The organism is Streptomyces sp. NPDC001922 (genome assembly GCF_042891165.1).
Taxonomy (GTDB): Bacteria; Actinomycetota; Actinomycetes; order Streptomycetales; family Streptomycetaceae; genus Streptomyces.
The window spans coordinates 277282-292777 of the sequence record NZ_JBIASV010000009.1 but is presented as its reverse complement, the minus strand read 5'-3'; the positions used below and the strand labels follow the sequence as shown (position 1 = coordinate 292777).

The window sequence follows — 15496 nt, the reverse complement described above, 5'->3', positions numbered from 1 at the left end:
GGGGGGGTTGTGGGTGGGGGTGTTTCCCCTACTGCCGTTTTTTGCGCCCCCCCCCCCCCCACAAAAAAAACACCCCCCCCCCCCCCCCCCCCGCGCCCCCCCCCCCCCGCTCCCCACCACGCACCGCTCCCCACACCGGCCCGAACACCCCCGCACCCCCGCACCCCACCAGCGAGCCCCACCACCCCCACGCGGCAAGGTCACCCCGGATACCGCGGATGCATCAACGTAGAAGCAGGCAACCCCGCCGGACGCCCCCGCTCCGCCACCCGCCCCGCCCGCCGCAGCGCCGCCGGAGTGAGCGAGTCGAGCCCCGGAGCCCGGCCCGGAAGCCCCAGCCGCACCGGCCCGCCCCGGCGCGACGCCAGCACGAACCCCCAGTCCCGCGGCTCGGTCACCCCGTCGCTGTGCCGGTCCGGCCCCCCGGGAAAGCCCGAGAGCCGGCCCCCCACCCGGTAGGGCGCGGTCCGCATCCCGACCGAGCGCAGCGTGGCGTCCACGGTCCAGAACACCCGGGGACGGACGGACAGGGTCCCGGCGTGGACGGCGAGCCGCCCGTCCGGCGCCAGCACGCGCCGCGCAAGGCCGTAGAACTCCTGCGAGTACAGCTTGGTACTGGCCGTGATGCCGGGGTCCGGCAGGTCGGAGATCACCACGTCGTACGGCCGCCGGTGCGGGTCCCGCACGGCCCGACGGAGCCATTCGAACGCGTCGGCCGGGACGACCCGCACCCGGTGGTCGCCGAACGCGTCCTCGTTGAGCGCGGAGAGCCCCGGGTCGGTGCGGGCCACCCGGACGACGCCCGGGTCCAGTTCGACGACGGTCACCGCCCTGACCCCCGGATAGCGCAGCACCTCGCGCAGGGCGAGCCCGTCACCGCCGCCGAGCACCAGGACCCGGCCGTGCCCTCCGGCCATCGCCGGGTGGACGAGCGCCTCGTGGTACCGGGCCTCGTCACGGCTGCTGACCTTCAGCCGCCCGTCGAGGAAAAGAGAGAGCGACCGGGGATGACGCCTGTCCGGACGCCCCGCGCCCACCGGCACCGGCCGGCCGTGCACCACCGCGGAACCCCGCCCCCCGGCACCCGCGGAACCGTCAGCCCCGTCGGAACCCCCGTCGGACGCACCACCGGACGCGCCCCCGGCGCCCGAACCACCACCGGACCGGCCCCGCGGACCCCCGTCCCCCTTCCGCCCGGCACCCGCCGTGCCCCCCGCGCCCCCGGCAACCCGCGCACCCCCCGCATCCCCCGTCAGAACGATCTCCTGCACCTCCGTCTGCACCGCAACCCGCACATCCGTCCCGTACACCGCCCGCCGCGCCGCCGCCTCGAACGGCCCCACCGCGACGGCCGCCGCGGCGAGCAGCCCCAGCACCAGCACGTTCACGCCGAGCAGCAACCACCGCGCCCGCACGGTCAGATCGCGGCGGAACAGCCACAGCACCGTCGCCCCGCCCGCGACGGCGTTCACCGCGCCGGTCAGCAGCGCACCGCTCAACTGCCCCAGCGCGGGCAGCAGCAGGAACGGGAACGCCAGCCCGCCGACGAGGGCCCCGACGTAGTCCGCGGCGAAGAGGTCGGCGACGGCGCAGCCCGCGTCCTGCACCCGGATGCGCTGGATCAGCGTCATCAGCAGGGGCACTTCGGCCCCGATCAGCACCCCGATCGCCAGCGAGAAGGCGACCAGCACGGTGCTGGACTGCCCGAACCAGACGAACGCCCCGTACAGCGCCATCGCCGAGGTGCCGCCGACCAGCGCGAGCGCGGCCTCGACCAGTCCGAAGCCGACCGTCGGCCGGCAGCGCAGCCGCTTGGCGAGCAGCGACCCGATACCCATCGCGAACACCATGACGGAGAGCACGACGGACGCCTGGGTGACCGAGTCACCGATCAGGTACGAGGCGAGGGCGACGAGTTCGAGCTCGTAGACCAGTCCGCAGGCGGCGCAGACGAAGACGGCGCCGAGGACGAGGTACCGGCCGAGTCCGGCCGGTACGGGCAGCTGCGCCGGGCCCTGCGGCTGCTGCGGCGGAGCCGCACGCGCAACGCCGGCCATGGGCGGGTCGATCACCATGGAACGGTACGTCACACCCATCCACCGACATGTCACCCACAAGAGTGCAATGGATCAGGAAACGGCGGACGGCCCAACGGCCTGCAGCGTTGCGGGGGTTCGGCTGGTGATCCGGGTCCGGGTCGCGACCAGGCGCCCCTCCTGCGGATAGGCGTGCCAGGTCCGCCACCGCAACTGCCCCTCGTGGAGCTGCGCCATGAGCGCGGTGAAAGCGTGCGGGCTGCCGGGGAAGGTGCCGGCCAGCCCGTGCGGGTGTTCGGCGACCAGGGCCAGCAGCTCCTGGGCCCGTCCGGCGAACGAGCCGCGGGAGAGGGTCTCGACGCGGGCGGCGAACTCGTAGTCCCAGTGTCCGACGCGTTCGGCCACGCCGAGCGGGAGCGGTCTGCTGCTGCCGGGCATGCAGGCCACGGTCTCCGAGCAGGTGCCGTGCTCCTCCTCGACGATCACTTGGTGGGAGGCGCCGAGCAGTCGCAACTGCACGGCGGCGGAGCCGAGTCGGAGGTCCCGCACGGCGAGGGCGGGCAGCGGCTCCCTGCCCAGGGCCCAGGCGAGGTCGGCTGCGCGGGTGTCGGTGTAAGCCGTTGTGAGAGAAGTGAGCATGGGTCGGCTCCGCAAGCACGCGAGTGGAATGGTGGGCCGGCCCGCCCCGGAGGAGGACCAGGGGAAGAAGTCGTCGCCGGCTCGCGCCCACGTGGGGTCGGTCCGAGGAATACGGAATCATGAAATGCGCGGGGCTCACAGCGTTTTTACCCATCTTCTCCGGGTTTCCATCCCCCAGAGGGCCCTACGGTTCAACTGTTCAAAATAAAAGCACCCGACGAACCGCAGGTCCGCCGGGTGCATATGCGTTCAAGCATGAGACAGCCGCACAACCACTGCTCACGGGCCGTTCTTCCGGCCCGGGCCCGCCCCGTGTGCCGGGCCGGGGCCTCTCGTGCCGGGCGGGCTCACCGTCGCCGCGACAGGCGTCGCAACTCTCGTCGCGGCGGCCGCCCGCGGAACCGGTTCAGCTGCCGCCACCGCCGCCGCAGCCACCACCACCGCCGCCGCCCCCGCCACACGAGGAACCGCCGCCGCACGAGGAGCCGCCGCCGCAGCCACCGCCGCCACCACCGCACGAGGAGCCGCCGCCGCCCGCCCACCAGCTACCCCTGCTGCCGGACGAACCGCCCATGCCCCCGCCGCCGTTCTTCTTCCAGCTTCCCGTCACGGCGGCCATACCGATGGCCAGGACTGCCAAGGCAATCAACAGGTAGAGAACGGTGTCCATCGCACTTCACGCTCCTCTCGTCCCCCGAAGCGAGATCCCCCGCTCCTTGCGTGGAGGGGCTGATGCCCTCGGCTGCTCCGGCCGAAAACAGAGTTGAGGAAGACCAGAGCTTCTCGACGGCAACGGCTCCACCGGGCCCGCCCCGTCCGGGCGGGCCCGCACAGCCGCGCGGAGCAGGCCTGGTCAGCGCCCGGAACGAGATCCGGGCAGGGTCCGGGCCCCGGAGCCGGCCGCGACTCCCGGCCTCCCGGCATCCGTTCTCGCGACAACCCGTCACCGGCAGCCGCCCGCGGAGACGGTTCAGCTGCCGCCGCCACCACCGCCGCCGCAGCCACCGCCGCCCCCGCCACCGCCGCACGAGGAACCGCCGCCGCAGGAAGACCCGCCGCCGCAGGAGGAGCTGCCACCACAGGCCGAGCCGCCACCGCTGCCGCCCGCCCACCAGCTGTTACTGCTGCTACGGCTGCTGCTGCTCGAACCGCCGCCACGACTCCGGCCGTTGGAGCTCCCGGAGGTGATGACGGCCGCCAGCACCACCACCACCAGAACGATCACTACCGCGAAAACCGCACTCTCCATCTCGCTCACGCTCCTCTCGTCCCCCGAAGCGAGATCCCCCGCTCCTTGCGTGGAGGGCTGATGCCCCCGGGCTCCGAGCGCGAAAACAGAGTTGAGGAAGTCCAGAGCTTCGGGACAACAGCCACCCCACCGGCCCCGTTCCCGCAGGCCGGGCCCCCGGAATCCGCCCAAGTGGCCATCGCATCAAGCCCATTCGGCGCGATGGCCGGTGCGACTGTCCCTGAAGGCGAGTCACCCCTTCAGGCGGTTCACCGCCTCGTCCAGGACGCCCTTCTGCTTGCAGAAGGCGAACCGCACCTGGGTCCGTCCCGCCTCCGGGTCGTCGTAGAAGACCGCGCTGGGCACCGCGACCACCCCGCAGCGCTCCGGCAGGCCGCGGCAGAAGGCGATGCCGTCCTTCTCGCCGAGGACGGAGACATCGGTGGTGACGAAGTACGTGCCCTGCGGCCGGTACACCTCGAAGCCGGCGTCCGCGAGCCCGGCGGAGAGCAGGTCCCGCTTGCCGCGCAGGTCCTCCCGGAAGTCCGTGAAGTACGCGTCGGGCAGCCGCAGCGCCTCCGCGACGGCGTACTGGAACGGTCCCGCGCTGACGAACGTCAGGTACTGCTTGGCCGTGCGCACGGCGGCGACGAGCGCGGGGGAGCCGGTGACCCAGCCGACCTTCCAGCCGGTGAAGGAGAACGTCTTGCCGGACGACGAGATGGACACCGTCCGCTCGCGCATGCCGGGGAGCGAGATCAGCGGGATGTGCTCGCCGTCGAAGACGAGGTGCTCGTAGACCTCGTCGGTCACCACCAGCAGTTCGTGCTCCACGGCCAGTTCCGCGATCGCCGTCCCCTCCTCCCGGGTGAGGACCATGCCGGTGGGGTTGTGCGGCGAGTTCAGGAGCAGCAGCCGGGTCCGGGGCGTGATCGCGTCGCGCAGGGCGTCGAGGTCGGGACGGAAGTCCGGTGCGCGGAGGGTGAGCGGCACCCGCACGGCGCCGGCCATGGCGATGCAGGCGGCGTAGGAGTCGTAGAACGGCTCGAACGCGATCACCTCGTCCCCCGGCTCCAGCAGCGCCAGCAGGGAGGCGGCGATGGCCTCGGTGGCACCGGCGGTGACCAGGACCTCCGTGTCGGGGTCGAAGTCCAGGCCGTAGAACCGCCGCTGGTGGGCGGCGACCGCCGTGCGCAGCTCCGGAACGCCCGGGCCCGGCGGATACTGGTTGCCCCTGCCGTCCCGCAGGGCCCGCACGGCCGCCTCCCGGATCTCCTCGGGGCCGTCCGTGTCCGGGAAGCCCTGGCCCAGGTTGATCGCGCCCGTCCGGACCGCCAGCGCCGACATCTCGGCGAAGATCGTCGTCCCGTGCCCGTCCAGCCTGCGGTTCAGCAGCGGCCTGCCGTCCATCTCTCCACCGTCCTCGCGTGGGTGCCCTGCCCCCGGTGGCCGGTTCCGCGGTCCGCCGTCCGTCCCGGGGCTCCGGGATTCGGCCCCACGATAGGCGGGCCCCGGGGCGGCGGGGCAGACATCCGGGCAGTTCGGGCGGACCGTTCGGGCGGACCGTTCGGGCGGACAGCGGCGAGGTCCGGCCACCGCCGGCGGTTCCGGTCCCGGTCCCGCCCCCGCCGGGTCGCGGGGCCCGGCCGCCGCACCTCCCGATGCCGGCCGGCCGCCGCCACGCGGCCCGGCCGGGCTCCACGACCGCTCCTGCCGGCCGGAGACCGGCCCCGGCCCCAGCTCCCGGCCGGCCCCGGCCCCCGGCCCGAGGCGAAGGCCGTGCACCCGGGCGGGTGCACTTCCGCACACCGTCGGACGTGAGCGGTCGCGCGCCCCGCGGGCGGCCCACAAGGTCGGGGGTGCAGACCCTCTCCCGGCGGGGGTCCGCGTCCGCTCCGCCGCGCCCGCACCGGAGGTGCTCCCGTGTCCGCCGACACCCATGTGCGCGTCACCGCCCGCGGGCCGCGGCCCGTGCGGGTCCGGGCAGGACTGTTCTGGCGGGTGCGGGGGGCGCTGCTGCGGGCCGGGCCCGCCCTCGCGCTGTACGCGGCGGCCCGGCTGTCCGGCATGGCCTTCATGACGCTCTGGGCCTGGCACACCGGCCGGCACCCGCGCGATCTGCTCGGCTCCTCGTGGGACTCCGTCTGGTACGCGCGGGTCGTGGAGCACGGCTACGGCACCATCGTGCAGGGCGGCGCCCCCGGCCGCCTCTACAGCGATCTGGCGTTCTTCCCGCTCTACCCGGCGCTCGTCCGGGGGACCCGCGGTGTGCTGTCCCTCGGCTTCGTCAACGCCGGGCTGCTCGTCTCCTGGACCGCGGCGGCCTGCGCGGCCTGGGGGATCTACGCGGTGGGCGAGCGGCTGCACGGCCGTCGCGCCGCCACCCTGCTGGTGCTGCTCTGGGGCGTGCTGCCGCACGCGGTCGTCCAGTCGATGGCGTACACCGAGAGCCTGCTCACCGCCTGCGCCGCCTGGGCGCTGCACTCCGTGCTGGCCGGGCGCTGGGTGTGGGCGGGGGCGCTCGCCGTGCTCGCCGGGCTCTCCCGGCCGAACGGGATCGCGGTCGCCGCGGCCGTCTCCCTGGCCGCGGCCTGGCAGATCGTGCAGCTGTGGCGGGCCCGGGACCCCGGCCTCGGGCCGCTCCGCGGCGGCCGGGCCCGGCTGTGGGCGGGGGCGCTGCTGGCGCCGCTCGGCTGGTGCGGATACGTCCTGTGGGTCGGCCGGCAGCAGGGCAGCCCGCTGTTCGGCTACTTCCGGGTGCAGCGGAGGTGGGGGTCGGAGTTCGACTTCGGGCAGGACGCCTGGCTGTCGGTCCGCGCGCTCGTCGTGGGCCGCGAACACCTCACGTACCCGATGGTGGTGGCGGTCGCCGCGCTGGCGGTGCTGATGTTCGTCCTGCTGCTGCTGGACCGGGCGCCGCTGCCCCTGCTGGTGTACTGCGCGGTGCTGCTGGTCATCGCGCTGGGCGGGGCGAGCTACTTCACCTCCAAGCCGCGCTTCCTGCTCCCCGCCTTCCCGCTGCTGCTGCCGGCGGCGGCAGCCATGGCGAGAGCCCGGCTGCGCACCGTCGCGGTGACGGTCGGCGCGCTGGCCGGGCTCTCGTGCTGCTACGGGACGTACTTGCTCACGATCGCCACCTCGGCACCCTGACGGGCGCCGGGCGATCACGGCGTACGGCGGGGGTCAGTCCTCGCCGTTGTCGTCCTTCTTGTCGTCGGGGTCGGCGGACTCCACGTCCGCCTCCAGCCCGAGCTGCTCCACGATCCACTTGTCGAACTCGATCGACGCCCGGACCCAGCTGACGGTGCTGGACACGAAGTGCTCCAGGCTGACGCCGGTGCCCACCAGCATCTGCGCCTCGCCGATCAGGCGGACGGTGCCGTCGTCGTTGGTGTGGCTGTAGACCTTCGGCCACAGGGTGCGACGGTTCCAGTCGTCGATCGACTCCAGCAGCTGGGGCTTGGACTCGATGGGGTGCGGGCGGTCGTAGAAGGTACGGACCGAGAAGACTTCCTGCTCGTCCTCACCGCGGAACATGAAGTACGTGCGGAACTGCTCCCACGGGGCGGCGAGGTCGCCCTCGTCGTCGACGACGTACTTCAGCTCCATCTGATCGAGGAGCTGCTTGACCAGATCCTGATCAGGGACGACGGGGCCCACCGGCCCCGACGGCTGCGGTTCGGGCTGGCCCCCGAAATTCGGAATCGAGGACGGGTCGATGCTCACCGTGGATTTCCCTTCGTACGGTTCCTCCCATCCTCTCCCATGCCGGGCGGGGGCTGGCAACCCCCGCCCGCCGCGCACCGGTGCGGGCGGCACGATCAGCCCGTTCGGTGCAGCGGGGCGGTGCCGCGCCGCGGCCGCGGGGGACCGCCGGGCTTCCACGGGAACGGCCCGCCCCCGGCGTGCGCCGCGGGAGGTCCGCACGCCCCGCGGATGCCGGGCGTGCGGGTGTGCGGGCGCGGGCGTCCGGCCGGTTCAGCGGACCGGGGTCACCGACAGCCCGGTGCCGTCCAGGTCCACCCGGACCGTGTCGCCGTTCTGCACCGCGCCGGAGAGGATCTCCTTCGCCAGCCGGTCGCCGATCGCCGTCTGGACCAGGCGGCGCAGCGGCCGGGCCCCGTACGCCGCCTCCGGGCCGGGCACCCGGTCCCCCTCCTCCGCGCCCTCCGGGGCGTAGCCGAGCCGGCCCAGCCACTCCAGGGCGGCGTCGGTGACGTCGAGGGTGAGCCGGCGCTCCGCGAGCCGCTGCTGCAGATGACCGATCTGGAGCCGGGCGATCCGCTGGAGCTGGTCGGCGCCGAGGGCGTGGAAGACCACCAGGTCGTCCAGGCGGTTGAGGAACTCCGGCCGGAACGCGGCGCGGACGGTCTCCATCACCTTGGCCCGCTTCTCGTCCTCGCTCAGCGCCGGGTCGACCAGATAGGGGGAGCCGAGGTTGGAGGTGAGGATGAGGATGGTGTTGCGGAAGTCGACCGTCCGGCCCTGGCCGTCGGTGAGCCGTCCGTCGTCCAGCACCTGGAGCAGGATGTCGAAGACCTCGTGGTGGGCCTTCTCCACCTCGTCCAGCAGCACCACGCTGTACGGCCGGCGGCGCACCGCCTCCGTCAGCTGGCCGCCCTCCTCGTAGCCGACGTAGCCGGGCGGGGCGCCGACCAGCCGGGCCACCGAGTGCTTCTCGCCGTACTCGCTCATGTCGATGCGGACCATGGCCCGCTCGTCGTCGAAGAGGAAGTCCGCGAGGGCCTTGGCCAGCTCGGTCTTGCCGACGCCGGTCGGCCCGAGGAACACGAACGAGCCGGTGGGGCGGTCGGGGTCGGCGATCCCGGCGCGGGTGCGGCGCACCGCGTCCGACACCGCGCGGACGGCCTCGGCCTGCCCGATCAGCCTCCTGCCGAGCTCCTCCTCCATCCGCAGCAGCTTCTGCGTCTCGCCCTCCAGCAGCCGCCCGGCGGGGATGCCGGTCCAGGAGGCGACGACATCGGCGATGTCGTCCGGTCCGACCTCCTCGCCGATCATGCCCTCCAGGGCCTTCTGCTCGACGGTCGCCTCCTCCAGCTCCTTGCGGGTCTGCGGGATGACCTCGGAGCGGAGCCGGCCGGGGGTGACCCAGTCGCCGGTCTCGGGGGCCTTGCGCTCGGCGAGTTCGAGCTCCGTCTCCAGCTCGTCCAGCCGCTTCTTCAGATCTCCGACCCGGGTGTGGATCTCCTTCTCGGCGTTCCAGCGGGCCCGCAGACCGCGGAGCTTCTCCTCCTTCTCGGCGCGGTCCCTGCGCAGCCGGTCCAGCCGCTCCCGGGCGTCCGGCGAGAGGTCCTTCTCCCGGTCCTGCTTCTTGCGGAACATCCCGGCCGACTCGGTGGCCTGGGCCGCCAGCAGCGACTCCTCCTCCATGAGCAGCCGGTCGACGGCGCGCTGGAGCTCGTCGATCTCGACGGGCGAGGAGTCGATCTCCATCTGGAGCCGGGAGGACGCCTCGTCGACCAGGTCGATGGCCTTGTCGGGGAGGAAGCGGGAGGTGATGTAGCGGTCGGAGAGGGTGGCGGCGGCGACCAGCGCGGAGTCGGCGATCCGCACGCCGTGGTGGGCCTCGTAGCGGCCCTTGAGGCCGCGCAGGATCGCGATCGAGTCCTGCACGGACGGCTCGGCGACCAGCACCTGCTGGAAGCGGCGCTCCAGGGCCGGGTCCTTCTCGATCCGCTCGCGGTACTCGTCGAGCGTGGTCGCGCCGACCATCCGCAGCTCGCCGCGGGCCAGCATCGGCTTGAGCATGTTGCCCGCGTCCATCGCGGAGTCGCCGCCGGCGCCCGCGCCGACGACCGTGTGCAGCTCGTCGATGAAGGTGATGATCCGGCCGTCGCTCTCCTTGATCTCGGCGAGCACGGTCTTCAGCCGCTCCTCGAACTCACCGCGGTACTTGGCCCCGGCGACCATCGCGCCCAGGTCGAGCGAGACGAGCCGCTTGTGCTTCAGCGACTCGGGCACGTCGCCCTTCACGATCCGCTGGGCCAGGCCCTCGACGACGGCGGTCTTGCCGACGCCGGGCTCACCGATCAGCACCGGGTTGTTCTTGGTGCGGCGGGACAGCACCTGGATGACCCGGCGGATCTCCTGGTCCCGGCCGATCACCGGGTCGAGCCGGCCCTCGCGGGCCAGGGCCGTGAAGTCGGTGCCGAACTTCTCCAGGGCCTTGTAGGTGCCCTCCGGGTCGGGCGTGGTCACGCGTCGTCCTCCACGACTGTTCTCGAAGGCTTCCAGCAGCTTCTCCGCGCTCGCGCCCTGCTGCTCCAGCAGCTCCCCGGCGGCGCCGCCGCGGGCGGCGATGCCGATGAGCAGGTGCTCGGTGGAGAGGTAGTCGTCCCCGAGCTCCTTGGCCCGCTCCGCCGCGTCGGCCACGACCGCGAGCAGGGTGCGGTCCGGCTCGGGCGGGGCCACCGTGGACCCCCGCACGCTGGGCAGCGAGCCGAGCAGCCGCTCGGCACCGGACCGCACCGCCGCCTGGTCGGCCTCGACCGCGGCGAGCAGGTCCTGGAGGTTCTCGTTGTCCTGGCCCTCCAGCAGCGCGAGCAGCAGGTGCACGGGGGTGATGTCCGGGTTCCCCACGGCCACGGCACGGCTGCTGGCAGCGCTGATGGCTTCCTGGCTCTTGTTGGTCAGCTCGGCATCCACGGGCGCCCGCTCCTCCTCCTGGTCACATCAACCTGCTGGTCAACATCGATGCCGGTCACATCCATCCTGCCAGATCGACCCTGCATTAACTTGAGTCTACCCGACTCAAGAATATACCGGGGAGGTTTCCCGTCCCGATCGCCCTCACCGTCCGGGGGCCGGCTCCACGCCCGGCTCTCCCGGTTTCGAAGGACCCGGGCGCCCGCGAGGAGGCCTCCCGATGCCGGTGACGCCCCCGATCCACCGTTTCCACGGGACGCCCGCACCACACACCCGCACCACAGGCCTGCGGATCAGGCCGCGGCTCACGCCGCCCGCCTCGCCGGGCCGCTCCTCAGCAAGTACGCCGCGCCGCCCGCACCGCACTCATCCGGCGCACAGCCCGGAGCCCCGGCGGGCGTCCGCGGGCCCGTGCCCCGTCCGTACAGCAGCCCGCCCCCTTGGTGCCCCCGGAAGCGGGCCCCGTCGGGCCGGGCCGCCCCCGCGGCTGGGTAGTGTCGGGGCATGGCTCTTCCCCGGCGCGACCCCCGCGACCCCGGCCCGGAGTACGTCGCCTTCTGGCAGGAGCGTCACCTGTGCACCCTGACGACGCTCCGCCCCGACGGCACCCCGCACGTGGTGCCGGTCGGCGTCACCTACGAGGCGGAGGCGGGCGTGGCCCGGGTGATCACCAACAAGAACAGCCGGAAGGTCGCCCACGTCCAGGCCGCCGGGCCGGAGGGGGCGCGCGTCGCCGTCTGCCAGATGGACCGGGGCCGCTGGGCGACGCTGGAGGGCCGGGCCACCGTCCGTACCGAGGCCCCGCTCGTCGAGGACGCGGTGCGCCGCTACGCCGAGCGCTACGAGCGCACCCCGGCCCCGAACCCGGACCGGGTCGTCATCGAGATCCGGGTCGACCGCGCCCTCGGCCGCGCCTGACCTCACACGCCTGAGCCGCACGCGGCCGGGCCGGCCGTTGTCCGCCCGCGCCGTGCGGCCGGCGGGACGGGCCGTCCGCTCAGGCCTGCTCCTCCATGACCTCCAGGTTCATGAACCGCGGCTCCTTCGTGCACAGCGCCCGGAACTGCTCGGCGAGCTTCTGCGTCTCGGGCAGCCGGTTGTTGACCATGGCCTGCTCGTAGGACGGGAACTCGATGATGTCCACGTAGTGGTGGGTGTCGTCGCGGTCCTGGGTGTGGGCGTCACGGGTGACCGTGCGCTTGCCCTCGGTGGCCCGCAGCCACGACTGGAAGAGCGCCTCCATCTCGTCTTCCCGGGTCGTCTCGTACTCGATGATCTGGACGAACGTCATCGCGATCAGCCCTTCTTGGCGAATGTCTGAGCGGTCGGCCCGGCGAAGTCGTAGGCGATGAGCGGCTCGTCACCGACCACCCACGCGTCGTGACCGGGCGAGGCGACATAGACGTCACCCGGTCCGATCTCGCTCTCCGCACCGTCGTTCATCCGGATGCGCATCCGCCCCTGCACCACCATCGCGGTGTGGTGGATCTGGCAGCTCTCCGTACCGGCGATCGGGCCCACGGACTCCGACCAGCGCCAGCCGGGCTCCAGGGTGGCCACGGCGAAGTCCAGACCGGTCAGGTGCAGGACTTCGAGGTGGCCCGAGGGGAAGTCGCGCCGTTCATCCGGCTTCTCGATCGTCTTGACTTCCAACATGACCGTGCCTCCTTGGCCCCCCTTCCATCGTGCTCGCCGGACGACCCGATGCGCGACCGGAGCCGCCGGCCCGGTCCCGCCGGGCGCACCGACGCCAGGGCGGTGTGCCCCGTGAGGACACACCGCCCTGGCTGATCGCGTGGCGCCGTTCGTGCCGTTCCGGTCAGTACTCCAGGGCGTCCTCGGCGCTGGAGAGCCAGTAGGTGACGCGGAGCGAGTCGTCGATGTGGACGCCGGTGCCCGGCAGGGAGGGGTGCGCGACCGGGCCGACGCCGTTGCCGCGGGCGTCGAAGAACGAGACCGCGAGGGTCTTCTCCGTGTGGCCGCCCGAACCGCTGCCGTCCGCGGCCGACAGGCGCACCCCCGCGTAACCGGACTCGCCCGGGGCGAGACCGAGCACCGACTGCGGCTTGCTCTCCTCGAACACCGGGGGCACGGACTGGGCCTCACCGAACTGGACGGCCGGATAGCTGTACAGGTCGCAGCTGCGGGAGCCGGTGTTGGTGACCGTGATCAGCATGTGGTTGAGCGGACGGGCCACCTTCTTCGCGGTCACCTTGGTGTTGGCACCGGTGCACGTGACGCGCCCGTTCTTCTGCTGCGAACCGCCGTTGGCGGCCGTGCTCGTCGGGGCAGGCGCGCCCGGTTCGGCACCCCGCGTCCGGGCGCCGGCGGCGTCGCCGGTCTCCCCGGACGGGACCGAACCCTGCGCGCCGCCACCGGACTTCGCACCGTCGGTGGTCCCGTCGGCGGTCCCGCCGCCGGACTGCGCGGTCTGCGACGAGGCGGGGGCACCGGCGCCCTCGTCGCGCGGGGCCGGATTGTCCTGGCACGCGGTGAGCGAGAACGCGGCGAGGGCGGCGGTGGTGGCCGCGAGAAGGCCGGTACGGCGACGGCTGATGAAGGCAGACATGGCGGATCCGTTCGTCACAGGTGTGTATTGGTCGGCACGCCATCCGGCCGGTCGGCAGCAGCGTGCTTGGATGACCGCAGCTTGTGCCGAGCCTCGTCCCACCGGCCAGACCTGCCGGACCATCAGGGAGGCTCGAACGTTCGCACCGGCTGTGAGCTGGGGATTCTCCCTTGCCTCGAATGCTCGAACGGGATGGAGGAACGGTGGGGGCAGCTGAGGAGTTGGCCGGGTTCGGACAGCTTTTGCGAGAGCTGAAGGACCGCTCCGGGCTGAGTTACGGCACGCTGGCCAAACGGCTGCACATGAGCGCGTCGACGCTGCACCGCTACTGCAAGGGGGAAGCAGTACCGGCGGATTACGCTCCCATCGAGCGGCTCGCCCGGCTGTGCAAGGCGACGCCGGAGGAGCTCCTGGAGCTGCACCGGCGGTGGGTGGTGGCGGACGCCGCGCGACGGCACGAACGCAGAACGGCGGCGGCCGGCGGAAACCGGCAGGGCGCGGCGGCCGTTGCGGACCGGCAGGATCCCTCGGCCGGCGGAGGAAGACCGGGCCCCGCCGCCGACCGGGACCGCAGAAGCCCGTCGCCCGACGGCGGCCCCGGAGCCCCCGGAACGGCCCGCGGGGCCGCGGCCCGGACCCCTGCCCCGTCAGGCCCCGTTGCTCCGGACGCGCAGACCGTTCCGGCTCCGGGCGCCCGGCCGGAACCGGAATCCGCGGCGGAGCGGGCCGACGCTCCGGCACCGGGAGCCGGTACGGGGGCGCGGGGCGGTACGGGGCCGTGGGGCGGCGCAGCCGACGCTGCCGCGCTCGACCCCGCACCCGGCACCCGCCCCGGAGCCGGCGACCGCCCCGGCGCGGGGGGCGGCGCGTGGGCCGGGCGACGGCTCGCCCTCGCCGCGGCTGCCGCCGCCGCGCTCCTCGCCTCCGGGCTCGTCGTCGCCCAGATCTCGGACCCCGAGCTGGGCCGGCCCGCGGGCAGCGCCCCCGCCGGCAACGACACCGGCACCGTCACCGACGACGAGCCGCCCCGGGCCTCGGCATCTCCCTCCACGTCCCCGTCCCCCTCCGCGAAGCCGAGCGTGTCGGCGTCCCGGGGCAAGGGCGGCATGGACGACCGGGTCCCGGGCTCGCCGGCGGACCCCACGTCCGCCCTCCCCGGCCGCTCCTCGGCCCCCACCCCGCTGACGGTGGCCACCCGCCCCTACGCCTGGGAGAACACCCCGTGCAGCCGGCAGTACCTGGTGGACCGCTCGCCGGACGACGTGGGGCCGCCGCCCGGCGAGCAGGACGCCCCGCGGTGGGTGCGGTCGCTGGACGCCGTCTCCGCCGGTGACCAGCTCGTCGAACTCACCGTCCAGGGCACCGGGAAGGACACCGTCGTGGTGCAGGGCCTGGACGTCCATGTGGTGAGCAGCCGGGCGCCGCTGGACCGGAACGTGTACAGCATGGGCGTCGGCTGCGGCGGTGACGTCGTCACCCGGTCGTTCGGCGTCGACCTCGACGCCGGGCGCCCGCAGACCTCGCCGCGGGACGGGCAGCGCGACTTCCCCTACAAGGTCAGTGAGACCGACCCCGAGGTCTTCTACGTGCTCGCCGGCACCCGGGCCCACGACGTGAGCTGGTACCTGGAGCTCCGCTGGTCCAGCGGCGACCGGCAGGGCACGGTGCGCATCGACGACCACGGCAGGCCGTTCCGCACCAGCGGCACGGGCGGCAGTGCGCGCTACGACTACCCGCTGGGCAGTAACGAGTGGATCCGCAACGAGTCGGAGCAGTAGCACCGCCGCCGGGCGCGCCCGGCGGCACACGACACGGCACACGACAGGGGCCGGGAGGAACGGTCGTTCCTCCCGGCCCCTGTCACAGACCTTCCGGCGCCCGCTACTCCGAGCGCTTCGGCTTCGGACGCCAGACCACCAGCGCGCTGGTCTGCTGGACGTCCTGGTACGGCACCAGGTCCCGGCGGTACGAGGCGTGCACCGCGGCCTCGCGCTGCTGGATGGCCGCCGCCGCGCCCTCGACCGCCTGCTGGAGCTCGGCGACCCGCTGCTGGAGCGCCGTCACCTGGTTCTCCAGTTCGATGATGCGCTTGATGCCGGCGAGGTTGATGCCCTCGTCCTGGGACAGCTGCTGCACCTGCCGGAGCAGCTCGATGTCCCGGGCCGAGTAGCGCCGGCCCCGGCCCGCCGTGCGGTCCGGGGAGACCAGACCCAGCCGGTCGTACTGCCGCAGGGTCTGCGGGTGCAGACCCGAGAGCTGAGCGGCGACCGAGATGACGTAGACGGGCGATTCGTCGGTCAGCTCGTAGGGGTTGCGGCTCCTGCCGCCCCTGCCTCCGGGCAATCCTCGGCCGTCCAT

General features: G+C 73.5%; 14 protein-coding genes. 3 read left to right on the top strand and 11 right to left on the bottom strand.

The window, feature by feature from the left end:
• Positions 1-200 precede the first annotated feature (200 nt).
• From ACFYYR_RS18910 to ACFYYR_RS18890, 5 genes are all read right to left on the bottom strand, one after another.
• Complete coding sequence (locus tag ACFYYR_RS18910; protein ID WP_388854507.1) at positions 201-2057, bottom strand: spermidine synthase; 1857 nt, start codon at positions 2055-2057, stop codon at positions 201-203.
• Positions 2058-2129: 72 nt separating this feature from the next.
• Positions 2130-2675, bottom strand: coding sequence for a DUF2617 family protein (locus ACFYYR_RS18905; RefSeq protein WP_388854211.1), 546 nt, complete (start codon positions 2673-2675; stop codon positions 2130-2132).
• Between the two features lie 406 nt (positions 2676-3081).
• Positions 3082-3345 carry a hypothetical protein gene (locus ACFYYR_RS18900; protein ID WP_388854208.1) on the bottom strand — a complete coding sequence of 88 codons (264 nt, stop codon included), beginning with the start codon at positions 3343-3345 and terminating at the stop codon, positions 3082-3084.
• A gap of 300 nt (positions 3346-3645) precedes the next feature.
• On the bottom strand, positions 3646-3924 hold the full coding sequence (locus ACFYYR_RS18895; protein ID WP_388854205.1) for a hypothetical protein: 279 nt from the start codon (positions 3922-3924) through the stop codon (positions 3646-3648).
• Between the two features lie 231 nt (positions 3925-4155).
• Positions 4156-5313: a pyridoxal phosphate-dependent aminotransferase gene (locus ACFYYR_RS18890; RefSeq protein ID WP_388854202.1), complete on the bottom strand. Its 1158-nt coding sequence runs from the start codon at positions 5311-5313 to the stop codon at positions 4156-4158.
• A gap of 513 nt (positions 5314-5826) precedes the next feature.
• On the opposite strand from ACFYYR_RS18890, the gene ACFYYR_RS18885 reads away from it, so the two are divergent.
• Positions 5827-7053: a hypothetical protein gene (locus ACFYYR_RS18885; protein ID WP_388854199.1), complete on the top strand. Its 1227-nt coding sequence runs from the start codon at positions 5827-5829 to the stop codon at positions 7051-7053.
• A gap of 33 nt (positions 7054-7086) precedes the next feature.
• Here the strand turns inward: ACFYYR_RS18885 and ACFYYR_RS18880 are convergent, their stop codons facing one another.
• On the bottom strand, positions 7087-7629 hold the full coding sequence (locus ACFYYR_RS18880) for a YbjN domain-containing protein (RefSeq protein ID WP_388854196.1): 543 nt from the start codon (positions 7627-7629) through the stop codon (positions 7087-7089).
• 252 nt (positions 7630-7881) lie between these two features.
• Positions 7882-10569: an ATP-dependent Clp protease ATP-binding subunit gene (locus tag ACFYYR_RS18875; protein ID WP_388854193.1), complete on the bottom strand. Its 2688-nt coding sequence runs from the start codon at positions 10567-10569 to the stop codon at positions 7882-7884.
• Between the two features lie 504 nt (positions 10570-11073).
• On the opposite strand from ACFYYR_RS18875, the gene ACFYYR_RS18870 reads away from it, so the two are divergent.
• Positions 11074-11487, top strand: a complete 414-nt coding sequence (locus ACFYYR_RS18870; RefSeq protein WP_388854190.1) for a pyridoxamine 5'-phosphate oxidase family protein — start codon at positions 11074-11076, stop codon at positions 11485-11487.
• Positions 11488-11566: 79 nt separating this feature from the next.
• On the opposite strand, the gene ACFYYR_RS18865 is transcribed toward ACFYYR_RS18870, so the two are convergent.
• From ACFYYR_RS18865 to ACFYYR_RS18855, 3 genes are all read right to left on the bottom strand, one after another.
• On the bottom strand, positions 11567-11860 hold the full coding sequence (locus ACFYYR_RS18865; RefSeq protein WP_388854187.1) for a hypothetical protein: 294 nt from the start codon (positions 11858-11860) through the stop codon (positions 11567-11569).
• A gap of 5 nt (positions 11861-11865) precedes the next feature.
• Positions 11866-12225 (bottom strand): cupin domain-containing protein, encoded by a 360-nt coding sequence (locus tag ACFYYR_RS18860; protein WP_388854184.1) that lies wholly within the window; start codon positions 12223-12225, stop codon positions 11866-11868.
• Positions 12226-12388: 163 nt separating this feature from the next.
• Entirely contained in the window at positions 12389-13138 is a 750-nt protein-coding gene (locus tag ACFYYR_RS18855) for a DUF4232 domain-containing protein (protein WP_388854181.1), read from the bottom strand.
• Positions 13139-13341: 203 nt separating this feature from the next.
• Between ACFYYR_RS18855 and ACFYYR_RS18850 the strand changes: the two genes are divergently transcribed.
• The gene (locus ACFYYR_RS18850) at positions 13342-14916 is read left to right on the top strand and encodes a helix-turn-helix domain-containing protein (RefSeq protein ID WP_388854179.1); all 1575 of its coding nucleotides are present in this window, start codon (positions 13342-13344) and stop codon (positions 14914-14916) included.
• Positions 14917-15019: 103 nt separating this feature from the next.
• Here the strand turns inward: ACFYYR_RS18850 and ACFYYR_RS18845 are convergent, their stop codons facing one another.
• Positions 15020-15496, bottom strand: a complete 477-nt coding sequence (locus ACFYYR_RS18845) for a heat shock protein transcriptional repressor HspR (RefSeq protein ID WP_388854176.1) — start codon at positions 15494-15496, stop codon at positions 15020-15022.